The 21,216-nt window shown below is 43.4% G+C and carries 16 protein-coding genes; 10 read left to right on the top strand and 6 right to left on the bottom strand.

Annotated features, from left to right (window positions below; all coding sequences use genetic code 11):
* The first annotated feature begins 267 nt into the window (after window positions 1-267).
* Window positions 268-1,305, top strand: coding sequence for an alpha/beta fold hydrolase (locus ACX0G7_RS11780; protein WP_458923671.1), 1,038 nt, complete (start codon window positions 268-270; stop codon window positions 1,303-1,305).
* A 29-nt stretch (window positions 1,306-1,334) separates the two neighbouring features.
* Here the strand turns inward: ACX0G7_RS11780 and ACX0G7_RS11775 are convergent, their stop codons facing one another.
* Window positions 1,335-3,785 (bottom strand): tetratricopeptide repeat-containing sensor histidine kinase, encoded by a 2,451-nt coding sequence (locus ACX0G7_RS11775; protein ID WP_458923670.1) that lies wholly within the window; start codon window positions 3,783-3,785, stop codon window positions 1,335-1,337.
* A gap of 261 nt (window positions 3,786-4,046) precedes the next feature.
* Between ACX0G7_RS11775 and ACX0G7_RS11770 the strand changes: the two genes are divergently transcribed.
* A complete protein-coding gene (locus ACX0G7_RS11770) occupies window positions 4,047-4,325 on the top strand; it encodes a TFIIB-type zinc ribbon-containing protein (protein WP_458923669.1) in 279 nt (92 codons plus the stop codon).
* 146 nt (window positions 4,326-4,471) lie between these two features.
* Here the strand turns inward: ACX0G7_RS11770 and ACX0G7_RS11765 are convergent, their stop codons facing one another.
* From ACX0G7_RS11765 to ACX0G7_RS11755, 3 genes are all read right to left on the bottom strand, one after another.
* Window positions 4,472-5,284, bottom strand: a complete 813-nt coding sequence (locus tag ACX0G7_RS11765) for an SDR family NAD(P)-dependent oxidoreductase (protein WP_458923668.1) — start codon at window positions 5,282-5,284, stop codon at window positions 4,472-4,474.
* A gap of 113 nt (window positions 5,285-5,397) precedes the next feature.
* The gene (locus tag ACX0G7_RS11760; protein ID WP_458923667.1) at window positions 5,398-5,976 is read right to left on the bottom strand and encodes a Crp/Fnr family transcriptional regulator; all 579 of its coding nucleotides are present in this window, start codon (window positions 5,974-5,976) and stop codon (window positions 5,398-5,400) included.
* Window positions 5,977-6,087: 111 nt separating this feature from the next.
* Window positions 6,088-6,357: a hypothetical protein gene (locus ACX0G7_RS11755; RefSeq protein ID WP_458923666.1), complete on the bottom strand. Its 270-nt coding sequence runs from the start codon at window positions 6,355-6,357 to the stop codon at window positions 6,088-6,090.
* A 237-nt stretch (window positions 6,358-6,594) separates the two neighbouring features.
* Between ACX0G7_RS11755 and ACX0G7_RS11750 the strand changes: the two genes are divergently transcribed.
* The 4 genes from ACX0G7_RS11750 (at window position 6,595) to ACX0G7_RS11735 (ending at window position 13,337) form a co-directional block, all read left to right on the top strand.
* Window positions 6,595-7,185 (top strand): hypothetical protein, encoded by a 591-nt coding sequence (locus ACX0G7_RS11750; protein ID WP_458923665.1) that lies wholly within the window; start codon window positions 6,595-6,597, stop codon window positions 7,183-7,185.
* Window positions 7,186-7,780: 595 nt separating this feature from the next.
* A complete protein-coding gene (locus tag ACX0G7_RS11745) occupies window positions 7,781-11,077 on the top strand; it encodes a SusC/RagA family TonB-linked outer membrane protein (RefSeq protein WP_458923664.1) in 3,297 nt (1,098 codons plus the stop codon).
* Window positions 11,078-11,113: 36 nt separating this feature from the next.
* A complete protein-coding gene (locus tag ACX0G7_RS11740) occupies window positions 11,114-12,481 on the top strand; it encodes a SusD/RagB family nutrient-binding outer membrane lipoprotein (protein ID WP_458923663.1) in 1,368 nt (455 codons plus the stop codon).
* 211 nt (window positions 12,482-12,692) lie between these two features.
* Window positions 12,693-13,337 carry a DUF998 domain-containing protein gene (locus tag ACX0G7_RS11735; RefSeq protein WP_458923662.1) on the top strand — a complete coding sequence of 215 codons (645 nt, stop codon included), beginning with the start codon at window positions 12,693-12,695 and terminating at the stop codon, window positions 13,335-13,337.
* Between the two features lie 57 nt (window positions 13,338-13,394).
* Here the strand turns inward: ACX0G7_RS11735 and ACX0G7_RS11730 are convergent, their stop codons facing one another.
* Entirely contained in the window at window positions 13,395-13,940 is a 546-nt protein-coding gene (locus ACX0G7_RS11730; RefSeq protein WP_458923661.1) for a GNAT family N-acetyltransferase, read from the bottom strand.
* A gap of 269 nt (window positions 13,941-14,209) precedes the next feature.
* Here ACX0G7_RS11730 and ACX0G7_RS11725 point away from each other — a divergent pair, with 269 nt between their 5' ends.
* From ACX0G7_RS11725 to ACX0G7_RS11715, 3 genes are all read left to right on the top strand, one after another.
* A complete protein-coding gene (locus ACX0G7_RS11725; protein WP_458923660.1) occupies window positions 14,210-15,712 on the top strand; it encodes a trypsin-like peptidase domain-containing protein in 1,503 nt (500 codons plus the stop codon).
* Window positions 15,713-15,794: 82 nt separating this feature from the next.
* Complete coding sequence (locus ACX0G7_RS11720; RefSeq protein ID WP_458923659.1) at window positions 15,795-16,472, top strand: response regulator transcription factor; 678 nt, start codon at window positions 15,795-15,797, stop codon at window positions 16,470-16,472.
* Between the two features lie 155 nt (window positions 16,473-16,627).
* Entirely contained in the window at window positions 16,628-17,896 is a 1,269-nt protein-coding gene (locus ACX0G7_RS11715; RefSeq protein WP_458923658.1) for a sensor histidine kinase, read from the top strand.
* 153 nt (window positions 17,897-18,049) lie between these two features.
* On the opposite strand, the gene ACX0G7_RS11710 is transcribed toward ACX0G7_RS11715, so the two are convergent.
* Entirely contained in the window at window positions 18,050-19,057 is a 1,008-nt protein-coding gene (locus ACX0G7_RS11710) for a LacI family DNA-binding transcriptional regulator (protein ID WP_458923657.1), read from the bottom strand.
* Window positions 19,058-19,167: 110 nt separating this feature from the next.
* Here ACX0G7_RS11710 and ACX0G7_RS11705 point away from each other — a divergent pair, with 110 nt between their 5' ends.
* The gene (locus tag ACX0G7_RS11705) at window positions 19,168-21,183 is read left to right on the top strand and encodes a beta-L-arabinofuranosidase domain-containing protein (RefSeq protein WP_458923656.1); all 2,016 of its coding nucleotides are present in this window, start codon (window positions 19,168-19,170) and stop codon (window positions 21,181-21,183) included.
* Window positions 21,184-21,216 lie beyond the last annotated feature (33 nt).

The raw sequence follows: 21,216 nt of genomic DNA, 5'->3' as shown, positions 1-21,216 counted from the left end.
TTGTCAATCAGTTATGTTGAGGTGTCCAAATAACCGATAACGATATTTCGTTAATTATTGAAAGACCAGTTACAAAGGTAAACGCAACGGATTGCCGGGATGAAGGCTAACATCTACAACAGTTTTGCGTATCAGTCTATTTTATTGAACGTACTTCTTTCTGAATTTGCGTTCAGATATACAGGCTGTTTGTAAATCATCTTCCTGCCCCGGCTCATTAACAGCTTGCTGAACCGGTAGGTATCAATCACTTTTAAAATCATTGTTATGTTTGTTATTTATCTTAAAAAAGTAATCCATGTTAGCCTTCTCTTTGTAGGGGTATTGGTTTTTACAGGTGCATGTTCTGATGGGCGATCTGCGTCAGAGACAAATTCTTCAACTGCTGGTGCATCAGCTGACGCGGATACTGCAAGCGCGGAACACGAAGCAGGTACAACCAGCTCAGGAAAGAAAGGTCAACAACCAAGTGAACCTGCAATATCCAGCACAACGAAATATCTTGAAAAGGATGGCAGACGTATTGCTTATCGCAAAATTGGTTCAGGCGAACCAATGATATTGTGCAACAGGTTTCGTGGAATACTTGATGATTGGGATCCGCTTTTCCTCGACGAACTTGCAAAACATTATACTGTTGTGACCTTTGATTATTCTGGTATCGGCCTTTCCTCATTACCAAACGAAAAGGATTCACTCCGGGAACTTGATGACATAACAGATCTCTCATCAGCCCTGGGCTTCAGGCAGTTTTCGTTGATCGGTTGGTCGCATGGAGGTAAGGTTGCGCAGGTATACGCAGGGACTCATCCGGATCTTGTCACTCAACTAATACTCCTCGGTTCCGGACCTATTGGTAATAATCTCAAACCCGAGAAGATCTTCTTTGAGCGGGCACTAAAACCGGTGAATGATTTTGATGATGAAATAATCTTATTTTTTGAACCAAAGTATGCCGATAGCAGGGAAGCCGCAAAGCTTTATCATAACCGGGTGCGGGAAAGAAAAACAGACACCAGCCATTATGTAACTCCTGAAAAATTCGCCAAATATTTTGCAACCGTAGAAGTTTACAACTCAGACGTGAAGGCGAAAGAAAATTTGCTGAAAGGGAAGTTACCGATGCTCGCGGTTTCGGGTGAGCATGATATTGTGTTTCCGATCGAAACCTGGTATGAACAAACCAGAAAAAACCCAAATCTTCAGATTGTGATGTTGCCCCGTGCCGGCCATGGTCCACAGAGTCAATACCCGGTCCTAACGGCTCAATATATCCATAGCTTCATTGCCGCCACCGCCCGATGACACCGAAAGGCCTGTGTTCGTGAAAAGTGTTACAGATGGTCAGTCAGTTCAACTTCGCTTCTTCTTACCAGCTGAGCCTGGGCCTGCGATAATGTTCCGGGAAGTTTATCGACAGACACATGCGGCTCTTTAGGTGAAAATCTCAGGGATATCTTTGTACCATTTCCCGATTCTATTTTGATCGTGCCTGTCAGATCCTGGCTCAGGCCTTTCATGAGTGTCAACCCTAAGCTCGGCTGTTGATTTGCGTATGCGTTCGTAGAGAACCCAATGCCATTATCCTCAATTACCAGCTGTACTTCATCATTTGAAATTTTAGACAGCATGATATTTACAACGGCATCATTCCGGCGCAGTGGAAAAGCATATTTGATGATATTAGTAAGTGCCTCGTTTAATATCAGGCCAAGGGCTATTGCCTGCGAGACTTCCAGTTGCAGATTGCACAACCGGACTTTGAAAGAAATATTATTGACAACCATGCTGTCCTTAAGATAATTGATAAGCTCCTGCAGGTAGTTATCTGCCTGGATGGAAGTCATGTTTTCGGTCATATACAGTTTTTGATGTACCAGCGACATCGCATAGACCCGGTTCTTACTATTTTGATTCGCCTCGAGGGCTTCGTTAGTCAGATAAACTGCCTGCGATTCCAGTAAACTGACTACCGTCTGGAGATTATTTTTGACGCGGTGATGAACTTCCTTTAAAAGCCATTCCTTCTCGTGTACAAGCTTTTCCAGCGCATCGTTCTTACTCCTGATGATCGCATTGGCCAGTTGTTTTGAACGATATTGTTTGTAAAGCAGAATCACCAATGCGAGGAGCAAAATAACAAAAGCGAGCGTGAAATTTTTTATTGAATTGGCCCGGGCCAGGTTTGATTCCCTTTTCAGATTATCATTCCGCAGGTTATCAATATTACGCTGTTGCTGAAGCAGGCTTTTGTCTTTTTCAAAGGTCTCCGCCTTAAGCCGGAGAAGATGGTTCTCTTTTTGTTTGCCTTCGAGAAGGAAATTAAGCCGGTTTGTTGTAAACGCTCTTTCCTGCAGTTGCTTTTGTGTTTCAAGTATAGATATTTCCCGGTCCTTTAGCAAAACATTTTGGCGGAACCTTTCTGTTTCATTTTGAATCCGGTAATCTTCAAGCTCATTACGCCTCTCCACTGCGTTGATCGAGTCCGATAATATTTTGCCTTTATGAAGGTTCACCATTGCCGCTTCGAAATTGCGCAGTGCAGAATCCGCACGAAACGCCAGCAGGTGTGCGGTAGCCTGCGCCGATGAAGGCATATCTTTATTGAATATTTCTGAAAGATAGCTTTTACACTTTTGAAAGTCGCCCATGCTAAAATACAATTCCGCAAATGCCTGCTCTATTTCCGCAGAGTCAGAAGCATTGTTACTTAGCGCCAATGATGTGGCGAGCGAGCTTTTGGCCAGTTCATATTCGCCCAGGGCAGTATTTATTATGCCAATACTTAAATTCATTTTGAATTTCATCCAGGGTGTCACCGGCGGATTGCCTGCCAGGGATTCCTCCCAGAGAGCCTTGGCTTCCGTGGGTTTTCCCTGCTTTAGCAATGGTCTTGCTGATGCGGCTGCCAGCGAATACCTCAGATCTTTGTTAGGCTGCTTCAGAACCATTGGCCTGGCAATAGCCAGGTAGGCCAGGCTTTTTTCATAGTCGTTCAGATCATAATAATATTTCCCCAGCAGTATATAAATGGTAGGTTTCGCATAATCATCCTCGTTACCCAGGTATTGCAATGCCTGCATAAGATAACGGATGCCCCTGTTTATATTGCCGCGCCAGGATGCAATCCTTGCCAGAAAGGCATACATCTGAGCAACATGCTCATATCTGCCGGTTCCCGAGAGCCTGACACTTTCAAGATAACTGTCCTCGGCTTCGCGTAACCGGCCATTCTGGCTATAAACGTATCCAATTTGATTATTAGCGTTTATCTGGCGTTGCACATCCTTTATCGCCTGGCTAACCTTTAAAGATAGATTTGCATATTCAATTGCCTTGTTTGGTTGTTTATGAGTGTGTACATTATCGTTATAATACCGGCTTATATTTCTCGCTACTTCAGCTTTTAAGGAATCGGAGGATTTTTGGAGCATTAGTTCCATTTCACCAACAAGCCCGGTGACATAATAAATCTCCAGTTTGCTGATACCTGCCTGGTATTCTTCTTTGGATAGTTTTTTAATGGCGCTCAGCCTGATTGCTTTGTCCAGGTAATCAATCGCCCGCTTGTGCTCAGGATGCCTGGGATCAAACCTGGATCCAAGGCGATTTGCTGAGTCCAACAGGGCATATATGGTTTTGGTTTCGAAACGCCCGGTTCCGTTCTGAGTGGCTGGTTTATCTGTAATGGATTTAGTTGTGCTGCGCGCTATCTCCTGCGGGACCTGGCTCCGGATATCGGAGTGCAAGGTGAGACTAAGCAATACCAGATAAACGATCTTCATACAAAAGATTTACTGTTTGAAAACACTTCAAATCCTAAGATGTACAATCTACTAACCTGCTTACTACCGATTATTTCTAAATTATCGAATCTTTTGTAGATTTTATCTTTTTTGAGATATCCGCAGCAATGTGCTTATGTAGGTATGGCGATTTATTTCCCGATTTTGTCAAAAGCCGTCCTGGATGGTAGCGCCATCATTTTACTATTTAGCTGTAAATTTGTCGCGCGAACATAGCATTTAAACTAAAATATTAGCGGGATGAAATGTCCAAACTGCGAAGAAACACTGTTGATCACCGAACGGCATGGAATTGAGATTGACTACTGTCCTAAATGCCGCGGTGTGTGGCTCGACAAAGGTGAATTGGATAAAATTATTGACAAAGCTGAACCGTCCGGGTCCAGGGATTATGAAAATACCCGGAGGGAGGACAACTATTATCCTGACAATTATGATAAAGGTCGACATTATGAGAAAGGCAGCCCGTATAGGAAGAAGCGCGGTGGGTTTTTAGGCGACCTCTTTGACTTTGACTAACCATAGTGCCGGCTGTAGTTGCAAGCATTGAACCTGGAAAAGGAGCAAGATTTGATTTGTATTTTTCCGGTTGATACTATGATAACAGATGTGCGTTTCGAGCAGTCCGATCCGTGGGGATTGATAAACCGGCAGTATTTTCTGTTCTACACTCGTTGATGTACGGTCATGCCACCCATTACGTTTTGCATAATTTTTATCTTCCCCCACCTTGGCACGGTCCTTAGTGAATAGACCAGTATTTTGGTGAGCAATCCGGGCAAGACGGTTGTTTTTCTTCCCAACGCTTTTAATATAGGTACGCCTATTTGCGAAGGCTTTAACGACATCGATATTTTCACGTTTGCTCTTTTTCCAAAGCCTGTTGACACGGGGCCCGGCGATGCTGCCAATACATCCACATTGTATGGTTTTAATTCAACAGCCAGTGCTTCGGCTAATGATTGAACATAGGCCTTGGTGGCAGCATAATTTGCTGAATAAGGGACTCCCTGGAACGCTACCATTGAACTCATGAGAATGATCCCCCCACGTTTCTTAGCGGAAAATTTCTGGCTATAATAATGCGTAATGGAAAGCAAGGCTTCACAATTTACTTTCAGCATATTTACTTCGACATGTAACGAGGAGTAAATGAATAAGCCTGAAGTCCCATAGCCTGCGGAAACAACAAGCAGTCCCACATTCAGATCTTGTGTCGACCGGATGATTTTCTCAATTCCCTCTGACAGTGAAACATCGGCAGCAATTACTTTTATATCAACATCATATTTTGCTTTCAGCCCGATTTCGACTTCCTTTAATTTGTTCACATCCCTTGCAATGATCACGAGATTTAATCCCGCTTCGGCCAAACGTTCCGCCAATTCAAGCCCGATTCCTGAGGATGCACCGGTAACAATTGCCCAATCGCCATAATTCTGTCTTAGCCTGCTCTTTTCTGCGTTAGAAAGTTTCATGTGTTATCTTTTGAGAATTTGTAAATGGGTTGTGCCATTTAATGCCTGGCTGAGTCATTAAAAGGTTTCAGCAAAGCTAACATGAAGCTGAGCGGCCGGACGATAACAAATGTTTATACTTTTTTAATTGCCGCTTTCTTCAGGCGGCTAAGATGTACAGGACTGATGCCAAGGTAGGATGCTATCATATGTTGAGGTACACGGTTGTGTATATTGGGAAATACATCAGTTATGCTATCGTATCTTTCTTTCGGTGTTCGTGCATATAAATTCCTGATCCGCTTGTCCTGGTAGATGAAATAATATTCAGCAATAAGTCTTCCTAACTTGTCTCCCTGTTGTAAATTATTGTATCCCCATTCGATGGCTGATCGTGGCATAATAACAACCTCTGTATCTTCTATCGACTGTAATGTATAGAGGGATCGTTCCCTTAGTATAAAACAGGAATAGTCTGCAATAAATTGGTTTTCCAATGCAAAGTGAATAGTGTGTTCAACGCCGTCATTGCCTGTGATGGTTACCCGGATAATCCCTTTGTTTATGAAGAAGATCTCATTAGGTATGGCGTTTGGCCGGCTGAGTGTCTCCTGTCTTTTAAAAGTTTTGGTAATACACTGCTGCAGCAATGTGGTTAGTTCATCTGCTGATATCGTGATCATCTGCTGAATTACCAGGGAGAGCTGTTCCATTTCCATTTTGACAAAGTTCCGCAAAATGTGGTAACAAGCTCCGGCTATAGATTGTTGACTTTAAACTTAAAAAACAACTTGAACTTATAAGCAGAGCACTGACAAATTTGTTTAAAGTATTCCTTTAAAGGTTCCATTAGTTACCTCTACAGTGCCGGTACGGCCGACGCATGTCATACTAAAGCTACCTCTTATCGAGTTGGCAGTAAGTTCATCTATAGTCATTGTTCCAGACCGGGGTGGAGGAGGTTTAACGAAAAAAACTTCATAATCAGTATCTAGTAATGCGTTTCCGATCTCAAAAGTTGCGGAGACATATTTATCTCCGGCTGATACCGGGGAAGTGCCCATTGTATAAGTTCCCGGTAAGGTTATGTTCACTACATAAAGGGTTATGTGATCCCGTAAGTTGGAGCTCAGCCGTTTGTTATCATTTCCTCGGAGTTAGAACTGGAGACTATCCCGGCCTTAATCTTACCATAAAATTTACTGCTTGTTAAATCATCTTCTCAGGAAAGCAATAGCCCTTCAAACACATCTCCAATCGGCAAGGTAATTTTAGTTTATTCGACATAAGCAAATAGTATGAATCTTTTTCTTTTTTAGTAAATTGGAGTTATGACAACCATCCTAAACTCGTTTTCAATGGAGAGTACAATGATGCCCGTCGGGTACATGTCTAAAAGGATACTCAGCAGACCCGAAGGTTTTGAGAATACAGATATAGTGGATATTTACTCAGTCAGTGGTTGTATGTCGAAAAACTTCGCTGATTATATTCCATCCTGGAAACACAACGGTTACTGGTTTTTTGATTCGCCACAAATCATTCAACAAATCGCAAAAGAAGATTCTGTTGACTTAAGTGAAACTAAACTTTTTTATTACGAGGTGTATCCTTTGGAATTTGATGACAATGATGAATGGAAGCCCTTCGCTCCTGAAGATTCGTTTACAACGGACATTCAACTTCCTGAGTCAAAAAATCTGGAAGGATATGACATTGTAACATTCTCCCAGGGAAATTCTGCTGAGTGCTCTCCTCTGTCATGTAATTTGTTGGCCAACACGATCCCTGCTAATAAGCATTGTTTGTTAGCCGATTTTGAGAATGCTTACCAATTACTGCGTGACGGAAAATTTCAGCATTCAGAACCTGGACCATTTCGCATCTTCGCCGTTTATTCTGTTTCATGGCTTGATGATTAAACGCAAAAGTTTGTCAGGACCCATGTCCCGGATTTGCTGCAGTGCGCATACCAGGATCGGGAAACCTGCCATAGTAATGACCATGATAAGTTTCCCTACTCCAAAATCCAGGTTTCGCTGCGAACCCTAAGTAAAAGCATGAGACCTACTCTTTTCCTGCTTCTATTAGTGTTGGTAACAACAAGAAAAGTTTAAAGCATAAATCATATCGTATAAAAATCTTTAAGAATTTTTTAACGGAAATGCAGCAAAGGCATAATTTGCCTTGTCTTTTGATAGGGCAACAACGCCCAAATTTTCGTGGTTGAATCAAGCCCAATTAACAACTGCGAATCAGAGCTCCTTAACGCGAAAGTATTTGTTTTGAATACTTTCTTAACATGAGACATCTTCCAAAAACATTGAATGTATTTGATACGCATTCTTTAGCCCGAGGGCTATCGAAGGGTCATGTATGCAGTAATAGTTATTGACTATAACTGCCGATGAAACCTGTATCCGGCATTCTGTATTCATCGAACGCGATGTAAGCATCGCCTAAGTAATTGTTTTACATATTCACCATCTCGCTTTTAAAAAACTAAATGAAATTGGCATGAGAAAATTTTTAACCTTGCTGGTGCTGTCGATTTTCTACAGTATGCTGGCAAACGCGCAGAATCGGGAAATTACCGGTAAAGTAGTCGATACGTTCGGAGTTCCTATCCCAGGCGCTTCTGTAAGTTTTAAGGGAGCAAAAAGAGGAACAATGGCTACGTCGGATGGGTCGTTTCGGCTAAGTGTTCCGCCCAATACAAATCTTACAGTCAGCGCCGTAGGATATGACCCTAAAACCATTGAAGTTTCTAATTCCACCGACTTTAGTATCACGCTCCAACCAGCTTCCAACACCCTAAACGAAGTTGTGGTAACCGCATTAGGAATTAAAAGAGAAAAAAGACAATTGGCTACAGCCACGCAGGTAATTAATGATGACCAGATTAATAAATCAGGCACCGGAAACGTGTTAAGTGAACTTAATGGAAAAGCTTCCGGGTTAACGGTTATCAACAGTGGAAGTGAACCTGGTAGTGGTACTTATATGCGCTTGCGTGGAGTAACTTCTGTAACAGGTAATAACCAGCCCTTAATGATTGTGGATGGCGTGCCTATCGATAACTCTATTAACAACTATGATGCAACATCTGCAACAGCCAATGTATCCGGCGCAAATAGCAATCTAACCGGTGGGGTTCAACCTACCAACAGGGGCGTTGATATTAATCCCGCCGATATTGAATCAGTAACATTATTAAAAGGACCCGCGGCTACGGCTTTATACGGAATACAGGCGGCCAGCGGAGCATTGATCATTACCACAAAAAAAGGCGGTTCCGGCAAAAGAGGTCTGACCGTTTCATTTACTTCCTCCGTAACTTTTGACAGGGTCAGTCAACTACCAGGAAGGCAAAACCTGTATGCCCAGGGAGGTAGCGGTGTTTACCAGGGACCGACAGGTGGTGCGGACCGGAGACTTACCTGGGGTCCTGCGATCGATACCTTATTATGGGATGGTGTTACTAATATCTGGGATCCTCATGGAAATATAGTGGGCAAGTCGAACCCCGCCGGAAAGATTCCGGTGTATGCTTACGATGTCTATGATTTTTTTCAAACAGGTCAAACCTTTAATAATAACATCGCCTTGTCGGGGGGAAACGCAAAGACGGGTTTTAGATTGTCGCTGGGTAACATACATCAAACCGGGGTAATTCCAAACTCCGAATATGACAAAACAACTATTGGTGTTAGTGGTCAATCAGCCCTGACCGACAGACTTAGTGTATCTGCCGGCGTAAACTATGTCAGATCTGCTAACGATAAGATCCAACAAGGTTCCAATACATCCAGTATAATGCTTGGATTATTGCGTACGCCTACAACCTTCGATAACTCTTATGGTCTGGGAGAGGACGCAGTAAGCAATTCAGCTTCCTATCTGCAGCCGAACGGCGAACAACGGACCTATCGCGGCAGTGCCGGATATGATAATCCGTATTGGACCATTAACCGTATTCCCTTTCATGAGGATGTTAATCGTGTATATGGTTTTGGACAGGCCTCTTACCAGGCCGCGGATTGGATAACTTTCAATTATCGGTTAGGTGGTGACGTTTACTCTCAAAAAGCTAAGAACGCGTATGATATATATTCGAATGCGTTTCCGGCAGGCGCTATTCACCTCCTCAATTATTATAACGAGCAGTTTAATTCAGATTTCACAGTGAATATGAAGAAGACGTTCAATGATAACTTTTCCGGTTCGCTGTTAGTTGGACACAACTATTTTACGCTGCGCAACCAGGCGCGACTTGCACATGGGTCCACATTTGTACTGCCTAATTTTTTGGACATGTCTAACGCTTCGTCTTATACAAATGATGAATCGGAGCAAAGAAAACGCACCATGGCTTTTTATGGAGAAGCACATCTTGATTATAAGAACATGTTGTTCCTCACGTTAACAGGTCGTCGTGAAACATCGTCAACACTCCCGGAACAGAATAATAGCTTCTTTTATCCTTCGGCAAGCTTAGCCTGGGAATTCACCAAGCTGCCAGCTCTTTCCAGTAATGTGTTAGCTTATGGTAAACTGAGAGCATCTTTTGCCCAGGTAGGTAAAGACGCACCTATGCAGGGACTCCAAACCTATTTTAGCGGCGCTACCATAAATGATGGATTTACTACCGGCATTCAATTCCCCATTGATGGAAATGCAGGTTATCAATATAGTTCTACTATTTCTGTGATTGGTAATCCGAATCTCAAAGCTGAAAAAACAAATTCTTACGAAGTAGGCGCTGACCTTGGTTTGTTAGATAGCAGGGTAACGCTGAACGCCACCTATTATTACTCCAAATCAACCGACGTAATTCTTACTGTGCCTATTGCATATTCAACCGGGTTCGCTTCACAACTATTGAATGCAGCAACCATTACGAACAATGGTTTTGAAGTTACGCTGAACACCACGCCCATTAAAAGCGGCGATTTCCAGTGGGACCTGAATTTTAACTGGGCCCGTAACGTAAACGAAGTTGTTGCTCTGGCAGAAGGCGTTCCAAAAGTTTTGATAGCGGGTTTCCAGAATGGTGAAATTGACGCTATCGCCGGTAAAGCCTTTGGCCAGATCTATGGCAGCGTTTACCAGCGCGTGGATCCCAATGATAAGAACAGTCCGTTATTGATCAATGACAATAAATCTGATCCGGGTTATGGTATGCCGATAGTAAGTACACAGAACGCACCAATCGGAGATATTAATCCTGATTGGACGGGTTCGGCCATCAGTACACTTCGGTACAAAACGATCACATTTGGATTCCAGGTTGATGTGAGGCAGGGCGGTGATATATGGAACGGTACAAGGGGCGCCATGTCTTACTTTGGAACATCAGCGGAAACATCAAACAGGAACATGCCTGTAACCTTTGAGGGTGTGTTGGGACACCTTGATGCTAACGGAAACGTAGTGCATTTTGCGCCAGACGGTGTTACAGAAAATCCCAAGCCGGGGGCACCAAATAACGTTGCTACAACCTATAATCAATACTACTGGCAAAATGTGGGAAGCAGCTTTATCGGACCGGCTGAACCAAGTGTTGAAGATGCATCATTTGTGAGGATACGCCAGATAAGTCTCGGATATGAATTCCCAAGGGCATGGCTGCAAAAAGCTCGTATCTCCAATTTGGGGATTACGTTGTTTGCCAACAACCCGAAGTTATGGACAGATTATACCGGGGTAGATCCGGAAACCAGCCTTGCAGGTCCGGCCAACGGACAGGGACTCGATTATTTTAACAATCCCGGCACCAAGAGCTGGGGTGTAAGATTGAGCCTCGGCCTTTAAACAGCGTCTTTAATTACTGAACCTGAAACAGAAATTATGAAAAAGTATATAAATGTATCGCTTGTGGTTTTGACGTTCACGATGCTTACATTCTCTTCCTGTAAGAAATCTTTTTTTTCGGATGTGAATGTCAACACGAATGCACCAGAAGCATCAAGCATAGTTCCCGGTGTTATGTTATCTACTGTTGAAGGAGCTTTAGCTTATACGATTGGCGGCGATTTTTCCCGCTTTTCGTCAATCATTACACAACAAACCTTAGGGTTTTCCCGCCAGGCGCAGGGCTATAACGGCTACACGTTCACCTCCGTAGACTTTGATAATGTATGGGGCAACCTATATACATCTGTAATGGAAAATAATAAGGTGCTCATGGAGGTATCAGACGCTAAACAATCGAATGCATATAGTGGTATTTCCAGGATCCTTATGGCATACAGCCTCCAGGTAGCCGTTGATACCTGGGGCGCGCTTCCTTACTCAGAAGCTTTCAGAGGTGATAAGGGCCAGCTTCAGTCGAAGTACGATAGCGACAAAGCATTATACGATACAATACTAGTGTTGTTGAATACCGCGATCACTCAACTGAATAACACCAGTCAGGATATTTATTCACCCGGCGCAGAAGATGTCATCTATGGAGGTAATACATCAAAATGGATAAAATTTGCTCATGCTATCAAAGCGCGGATATACATTCACCAGAGTAAAGGAAATGTTACTATGGCCAACAGTGCATTAGCAGAACTGGCGCAATCATTTACCAGTAATGCAGACAATGCACAATACACTTTCGGAAGTACTGAAACTTCAGCAAATCCCTGGTACCAGTTTAATCAGCAAAGAGCCGATATAGCTTTTGCTGAAAGTACTTTAGGTATGGAGTTGCTGGCTAATAATGACCCACGGTTGTCGGTGTATATTGATACGGCTTACAACGATGTAAATGGGGTAGGGATGGGAGACTATTATGGAGATATTGATGCGCCTGTTGAATTCATTTCTTATGATGAAGTGCTTTTTATGAAAGCAGAAGCCACGCTTATTGCTACCGGTAATATTGCAACTGCCCAGGACTTTTACCAGGCTGGTATCCGTGCAAATATGGAGAAATTGAACATTCTGTCTGCCGATATCAACAGCTATATTACTGCCAATGGAACCTTACCGGCAACCGTTTCAACGGCCATTGCGAAAGTTTCTGAAGAAGAATTTATAGCGCTGTACCTTAACCCGGAAGCATGGGCATTATGGCGGAGGAATAACAGTCCCAATCTTACACCGGCTGCAGGCACGGGCGTGCCACGCCGGCTGTTGTACCCTCAAACAGAATACTCTTATAACGGCGCAAATGTTCCGGGATCAGTGACCTTATTGGCGCCGAAAATATTCTGGGACAAGTAAAATTGCCTGACTTGCTAAATCATGAAGAGCTATCCTATGATAGCTTTTTCTTTTAATGAGCGTAATAACTGCTCATCTACAGCTCCACTGCGTGAACAGAAATCAGCTAAACGGGATTTAAGGCATATGGTTGATCATGCCTGAAGATGATATAAGTCATTGTTTGGAAGCACTGATATATTTTGCTTTGTGGCCATAGAATATTCAATAAATGTTACGGAAGAATTTACTCATTTGCGGTATTCTTGCGATGCTATGGTATGTAGCAATGAATATCCTGGTGCTGATGGAATACCCGGGATATGACAGTGCTTCGCAAACAGTTAGTGAACTGTCGGCGATAAAGGCACCGACCCGCAAATTTTGGGTTGTGCTTGGATTATTCTACTCCCTTCTCTTTATCGCTTTCGGGTTAGGTATCAGTCTATCAGCCAATGGAAACCGGAACCTTCAGGTCGTTGCAGCCGTTATTCTTTTCGATGCAGTTCTGGGATTCTTCTGGCCGCCGATGCACCAGCGTGAAATCATTGCCGCAGGCGGTGGAACACTTACAGACACGCTCCATCTTGTTTGGGCCTTTGTGCATCTTGTCTTGATGCTGTTGATGATCGGCTTTGGCGCATCAGTATTCGAAAAAGGTTTCCGGATCTTTTCAGTAGTTATTGTGTTAATCTTTATAGTGTTTGGCCTATTGACAGCAAAAGAAAGCCGCGGAATTGAAGCTAATCTCCCCACACCCTACGTAGGCATCTGGGAACGCATCAATATTGGTGCCTACATGCTTTGGGTGATCGTATTTGCCATTATGTTGAAGAGGAGAAATTCCAATCCTCTCCCTTACAGTCACATTGCCTGATACCTTTAATCTGCAGTTTATCATATTTAACCGGTTCAGAAGCGTTGAATAAATGGTTCATGAACTGGATAGTTGAGGCACGAAGATTTTAAACATTTGGTGGCTGACGTCATAGTGCGTGTCGGTTACATAAAAATTGTGGCTTCCTATGATCGTAAATCCTGCTTTCAAATAAAAATTAGTAGCTCTTTCGTTACCAATCCAGGTATACAACCACATACCGCATTGCTTATTATTCCGCGATAATTCTATATTGAAGTTTAAAAGCTCAAGACCTAACTTTAAACCATGAAACTCTTTGAGTAGATAAATCCGGTCCAGCTTCGTGGCATTTTCCGTCACAATATTCGGATGTTTGGCATCCATCACAATTTTGGAAAATCCAGCCGGTTTACCATTGTAATTAATAATGTGGTAAATGTTATTTACATCATTAAGTTCTTTTTTGATTTCAGTGCTGTTATAAGTCGTTTCGAGATATTCATTCATGACTGCTGGCGGGGAGCTGCCTTTGTGTGAGTCTGCTACAGATACCTTTCCAATCTCAACAATTGAATGGTGATCTTTTTCCGTCGCCCTTATAATTGAAATTATATTTGCCATTTTAAATCCCGGTACAGGCCGGCAAGGTTAGTTTGTTGGCTAATTTAGGGAAAAACATTTCAAACTTACGGTATGTGGATAGCTCTTATGGGCTAAGGATGCCACTTTCCTCCTTGGGACCAATTCCGGGAGATGACAAGAAGTTTTACAACCCGCCAGACATTGTGAGGACCACATTATTAACTCCCTCTTTACACTTTCCTCCAGAATGTCTACAGAATGCGATGGTAAGCTTGCAGTATTAAATTATGCAAGAAAAATTATAAACCATGAATGTAAAACAACTTTTAATGTCGGTGGTGGTAAGTGCTACGGCCGCCGTTGGTAGCGTTTGGGGGTATAGTAAATACCAGCAACATCAGCCGTTCTCCACCGGCCAGACTACCTCATCCATTTTTAAACAGGCAAGCTATACACCCGATCCACTTACAAATGTAGATTTTGAGAAGGCTGCTGCTAAAGCTGCACCTGCAGTCGTATCTATAAAAGTAAGCAGTAAACCAAAGCAGGTGTCGCAGCAAGACCCGGGTTTTGAAGGATCTCCTTTCGAAGATTTCTTTGGGGATAGGTTTGAGCAAAGAGGACAACGACCATCACCTTCACCACAGCGTCAGGGCTCCGGTTCCGGAGTGCTTATTAGCCCGGATGGATACATCGTAACAAACAACCACGTAGTAGATGGATCAGATGATATTACGGTAAGACTCGACAATAAAAGGGATTATAAAGCGCTGGTTGTTGGTAGAGATCCAAGTACAGACCTCGCCGTTATAAAAATCGAAGGGAAGGATTTTCCATACCTGGCCTTTGCTAATTCTGATAATGTACGCCTTGGGCAATGGGTACTTGCCATCGGCTATCCTTTAGGGCTTGAAACCACGGTAACCTCGGGTATCGTTAGTGCTAAATCACGCAGCCTCGGTATTAATAGCAGACAGAGCAGCTCGCCTGTGGAAGCATTTATTCAAACAGATGCTGCAGTGAACCCTGGTAACAGTGGTGGTGCATTGGTAAATACCAATGGTGACATTATTGGCATCAACAGCGCTATAGCGTCTCCAACAGGTTCTTATGCAGGTTATTCTTATGCTATTCCTTCAAGTCTTGTAAAGAAAATAGCAGGAGACATAATAGAATTTGGAAGTGCAAAAAGAGCATACCTCGGGATTATGTATGGAAACGAAAAAATGAGTGCTGAACAGCGTAAGCAAAACAATGTCCAGGTAGGCGAAGGTGTGTTTGTAATGGATGTAGCTAAAGGCAGCGCTGCAGAACAAGCGGGTGTACAAAAAGGCGACTTCATTACTAAGATTAATGGAGCAGCTGTAAGTACAGGTACTGAAATGGTAGAAAAGATTGCAGCGCGGCGTCCAGGTGATAAGATCAGTATTTCATATACCCGTAACGGTACGGAGAAATCAGGCTCAGGAACTTTGAATGGCGAAACCGGTTCGTATGCCAGTGTGAAAGAGAAGGTTGTTGAAAAGCTGGGTGCATCATTCGAAGAACTGGATCGGGAAAAGGCGGCACAGATCGGTATTAATTCAGGTGTGATGGTGAAAGGTTTAAGCTCAGGGATATTAACTGAGCAAACAAAAATAAAAGAAGGTTTTATCATTACAAAAGTGAATAACCAAAAAGTGTATTCGGTAGAAGAATTGAAAGAATTACTGCAACGTGCAGGCAATAGTGCTATTATCAGTGGCGTTTACCCCCAACAGCCACAGAGAGAATATCAGTATGGATTGAATGATCTCAATAGTATTCAATAATATACTGCAGTTGGTTTTAGTTTCCCCCGCCTGAATGCAGGCGGGGTTTTTTGTGTTAACTTGTAATTCAACATTGCAATTAATGAAGATCCTTATAATTGAAGATGAAGCTGCATTGCTCGATTCTATACTACAATACCAGGAGCAACAGGGATACGTGGTAGAAGGGGTAAACAACTTTGCGAAAGGCATTGAAAAAATTTCGATGTACGACTATGATTGTGTAGTAGTGGATATAGGGTTGCCGTATGGCTCTGGATTAGACATTGTAAAGGAATTAAAAGCCATAGAATCTAAAACAGGCATTATCATCATTTCTGCAAAAAATTCATTGGAAGATAAATTAAAGGGACTTGAACTCGGGTCTGATGACTACCTCACAAAGCCTTTTCATTTATCAGAATTAAATGCGCGGATTTATGCAATTATACGCAGAAGAAACTTTGGTAGCAGTAAAAAAGTTAAATTCAACGAAATTGAATTGGACCCGGAAGCGCAACGTGTAACCGTGAATAATAAACCAATAGAACTGACAGACAAAGAATACAAGTTATTGGAATACTTTATGGTAAACAGTAAACGTGTAATTACAAAAGCGGCCATAGCGCAGCATATCTGGGGCGATGAATATGAAGCGGTAACTAATTTCGACTTTATCTATTCACAAATAAAAAACCTTCGGAAGAAACTATTGGATGCTGGAAGCGAAGATTATATTAAAACGGTGTATAGAAGCGGTTACCGGTTTACAGATATTTGATCTTTGGGGAACGCTGATTGTTATGGTTAATGTTATTTGTGCAGGTGTCTCGATACACTATTATTCCAGTTTCTTTATGCCTTGCTGCTATCCTTCACGGCTTTGCCGCAAAGCTGGATTTATTAAATCAACCGACATCAATATAGTTTGAGATCATGCGGCTACTTACCAAAACAACGATATTCTTTTTTGCGGCGCTGGTACCATTGGTGGTAGCTGCTGGCTTTTTTGTGTACGCTAGTTTTAGCAAAGAGTTAAATGAGCGATTGGACCAGGAACTCGTAACGGAAGAAATACAATGGATACGCTACCTGCGCTCACAGGCAGAAGCGGGCATCAGCTTCATTTTGAGAACACCCGACCTTATGGTAGCACCGGTAAATGCCCAACCCACAAAATATCCCTCTATTGAAACAACTACAGGTTACGATCCCCAGGAAAAACGCACACAAACATTCCGACAACTTACGCATGTAGTAAGCGTAAACAGCACTGTTTACCTGATAACCATTCGCAAATCACAGGAACAAAGGACAGCCCTGGCAGCCAATATTACAAGGATATTGTTGTTGGTAATCCTGGTACTTTTTCTCTTCACTTTATTGATCAACTGGCTAATCAGCCAATCAATCTGGAAACCTTTCCGTCGCTCATTGCAGAAGATTCGTACTGCTGACTTGCAAAAGATGGAGGCAATACATTTTGAAGAAACCAACATTGAAGAGTTTAACGAACTGAATGCTTCCCTGAATGAAATGAGCAGCAAAATTTATCGCGATTATTTAAACATGAAAGAGTTTACAGAAAATGCTGCCCATGAAATGCAAACCCCTGTAGCCGTGGCCCACAGTAAACTTGAATTGCTTCTACAGGATCCGCGGCTTGATGACAGGCAGGTGGAATATATCGTACAGGCAAGTGAGGCACTTGCGCGATTGAGTAAGCTTAACCAGTCACTTCTACTACTCGCAAAAATTGACAACCATCAATACGACACGCATGAAGCTGTCAGCCTATCCCAGGTTTCAAATAAATACATTGGCCTGTTTGAGGGACATATTAATAATAAGCAGTTAACAGTTGAAATCGACGTGAGAGAAGATTGGATGTTAAACCTTCATCCTATACTTGCAGATTCACTTTTAAGCAACTTAATTGGAAATGCCATTAAATACAATATTACGAAGGGAATAATTCGCATCATAATCCAACAGGGTTATTTTGAGATTAGCAACACCAGTACACAGGGTGCTATTAATGAGCAGGAATTATTTAAGCGCTTTAGCAGGAAGAAAGAGCATGCCGAAAATTCAACAGGGCTTGGTTTAGCAATTGTAAAAAAGATCTGCGATACGCATAACCTGCATATTCGTTATCATGAGGCAGATGGTATGCATCATTTTATTCTGACCAAAAATGATTAGCGGCCGACGCAGAGGTCACCTATCGAGGGAAGACGAAGTCTTAAACCGACAAAAAGTTAATCGTATTTTTTAACTAACCCAAAAAGGCAAAGCTGAAACAGCGCGGGACGGGGTTATTAACGAACGCGCTCTTATGGCATCATATCATCAACTTCAGCGAGTGGATTGCCGCACAACGAGTGTGGTTCTTAACTCAAATAATTCCTTAGGAGATGCTTTCCCTTTAAGCTGATCGATGAGGACACCGAGCGCAAGTTTACCTACTTCATAGCCGGGCTGCATTACAGTGGTAAGTGATGGCTCAACGACGGCACTTACTTTATCATTATTAAATCCTACGACCTTCACATCCTCAGGAATCCTCAAACCTTTTTTTCTCAGGTATTGCATACCTGCAATTGCTGACAAATCATTCACAAAAAAAATACCATCCAGCCGTGGTTCTGCCTGGAGAACTTTCCTGACTGCCGGAAGCGCGTCTTCTTCAAAGGATTTGCAATGAGCGATCAGTTCGTTCCGGACAGGAATATTATGTTTTGCAAGCGCATGCAGGTAACCTTGTCTCCTGTTTTCTGATACAGAAAGGTTCTTCGGTCCGGCAATATGAGCTATGTTCCGGCAACCGCGTTTTATAAGATGTTCTACTGCGCTTATGGCACCGGTATATTCGTTTACGATAACCTTTGTGCAATCGGCGCCGGGCACAATCCTGTCAAACATCACCACGGGTACATTCTTTCTCCGTGCTTCACATAAAACCTCATCGGTGCGTGTCTGCAGCGAAACAGAAATCAACAGGCCATCGATGTTGCAGGAAAGAAGCTTGCGGACACTCTTCATTTCAATTTCCTGTTGTTCATTGCTTTGGCAGATCATGAGGTGATAGTCCTCACCAATAGCACAATCCGTCATACCACTTAGAGCAGCGGAAAAATAATTTGAATCGATGGAAGGAACTACAACGCCGATAATTTGCGTGTGTTTTTTGACCAAACTTTGAGCCATAAAATTTGGCGCATAGTCCAGTTCGCGCGCGAGCTTGAGAACCTGGTCACGTGTATGCGGTTTGATTTCCGCCGCATTCCGGAGCGCTCTTGAGACTGTCGACACGGAAATATTCAGCGCCCTGGCTAGATCTTTAATGGTAGGAGCACGATTCATGCCCCTCAAAGATAAGGTCAATTCCGGTAACGTTATCGGAACGGAAAACAACTGTGGTGCGGTGTTGCGGTATGCTTTTTCCTAAATTGGTGAGTTCCAAAAATCACTAGATGAGAACTTTATTACTAATAGCAACAATAACTTTTACTGTCATCAACAGCGCCTCGATTGCGCAGTCGGGGCCGGACAGCACCCGTGCGTTGTACCTGCAGAACAGGGCACCGCTGATAAGGAAGCCCTATCTGCCGCTTCCTTTTGGCGCTATCAAACCTAAAGGATGGCTCCACCAGACTTTGTTGACCATGAAAAACGGCATGTGTGGTCAGCTTGATTCTTTGTATCCATCCGTTTTAGGCAAACGCAATGGTTGGCTTGGGGGGGACGGAGATGTTTGGGAACGGGGTCCTTACTGGCTGGATGGGTTGGCACCACTCGCATTCATTTTAAACGACAAAATCCTCCTGGCAAAACTTAAACCATGGATAGAGTGGTCGATAGCCAACCAATTGCCGGATGGTTATTTTGGACCTGTACCACCTGAAAAGGAACCGGCGCCTGAGCCCGGCCTTCAACGTGACCGGGCGCGGGACTGGTGGCCGAAAATGGTCATGCTCAAAGTACTCCAGCAATACTACGATGGTACAGGCGACCGCCGTGTTATGGACCTGATGCTGAAGTACGCACGCTACCAGTTGAAAACGTTACCGGCTACACCACTCGGGCATTACTCATGGTGGGGGGCACAGCGCGCAGGAGATAATTTGTTGATCATTTACTGGCTGTACAATCATACAGGGGAAAAATTCCTGCTGGAACTTGGAGATCTTATTCATAAGCAGTCGAACGACTGGACCGGTACGTTTCTGAACACTGATCACCTGGCTACTCACTTTAAATTTCATGGCGTAAACCTCGCGCAGGGCATCAAGGAGCCGGTAATTTACTATCAACAAAAACCTGAAAGACAATATCTCGATGCGGTAACAAAAGCTTTTGCAGATATACAAACTTACCAGCAGCAGGCACATGGATTATATGGAGCGGACGAATTAACAAGGGGTAACGATCCGAACCTTGGTTCCGAACTTTGCACAGCTGCGGAGATGATGTACTCACTAGAGAACATGATGACGATTACAGGCGATGTTGCGATGATGGATAAGCTTGAGAAGATAACTTACAACGCTCTACCAACGCAGATCACTGATGACTATTCTGCCAGGCAGTATTACCAGCAGGCGAACCAGGTGATGGTCACCCGTCATCACCGGAACTTTGTTACCAATTACGATGGTACCGACCAATGTTTTGGACTGCTGTCTGGTTTTCCTTGCTGTACCACAAATATGCACCAGGCCTGGCCAAAATTTGTACAGAATCTATGGCATGCGTCGGCAGATGGGGGTGTGGCGGCACTCCAGTATGCATCTTCGGAAGTTAATCTGAAAGTTGTTGATGGAAGGGAAGTGCGCTTTATAGAAGAAACTGAATATCCATTTGATGACAAGATAAAGTTCACTTACCAGGCTAAAGAAAGCGTTCATTTTCCATTTTATCTGCGCATCCCCTCCTGGTGTAAAGAAGCCACCATATTTGTGAACGGACAGGTCTGGATGAAGGCGGCCGGCGGGCAGGTGATACCAGTGGTTCGGAAGTGGACCAATAAAGATGAGATTTTACTTCAGCTGCCGATGCAGCTCAGTACATCAAGGCTGTTTAATCAATCCGTAACAGTAGAGCGGGGACCCCTTGTTTATGCACTCCGCATCACTGAGAATTGGAAAAACGTTGCGGGTACCGACAAGTACGGAGACTACCGTGAAGTTCGCCCGGGCAGTCCCTGGAACTATGGCATCACAGATGATGCAATGAAAAAAATGGATAGCCTGTTCACCTTCCATAAGATCCGGGCAGTAAGCGGTAACCCCTGGAGTATAGAGGCGGCGCCGGTAACTTTGACAACGAGGGGCAAACGCATCCCGGAATGGCAGCTGTATAACGAGGCGGCCGGTCCCGTTCCTTATTCAGTGATCCGTTACCTGAAGGATCAGCCCGACGAAGCCATTACACTGATCCCTTATGGTTGCACTACCCTTCGGATCAGCCAGTTTCCGGTAGTGCAATAGGGCGCCAGATTTCCGAGAACGTTATCGGGACAA

This window comes from Flavitalea antarctica (assembly GCF_054461535.1).
The sequence above is the reverse complement of the archived record's forward strand: the minus strand, read 5'-3'. Positions and strand labels throughout refer to the sequence as shown.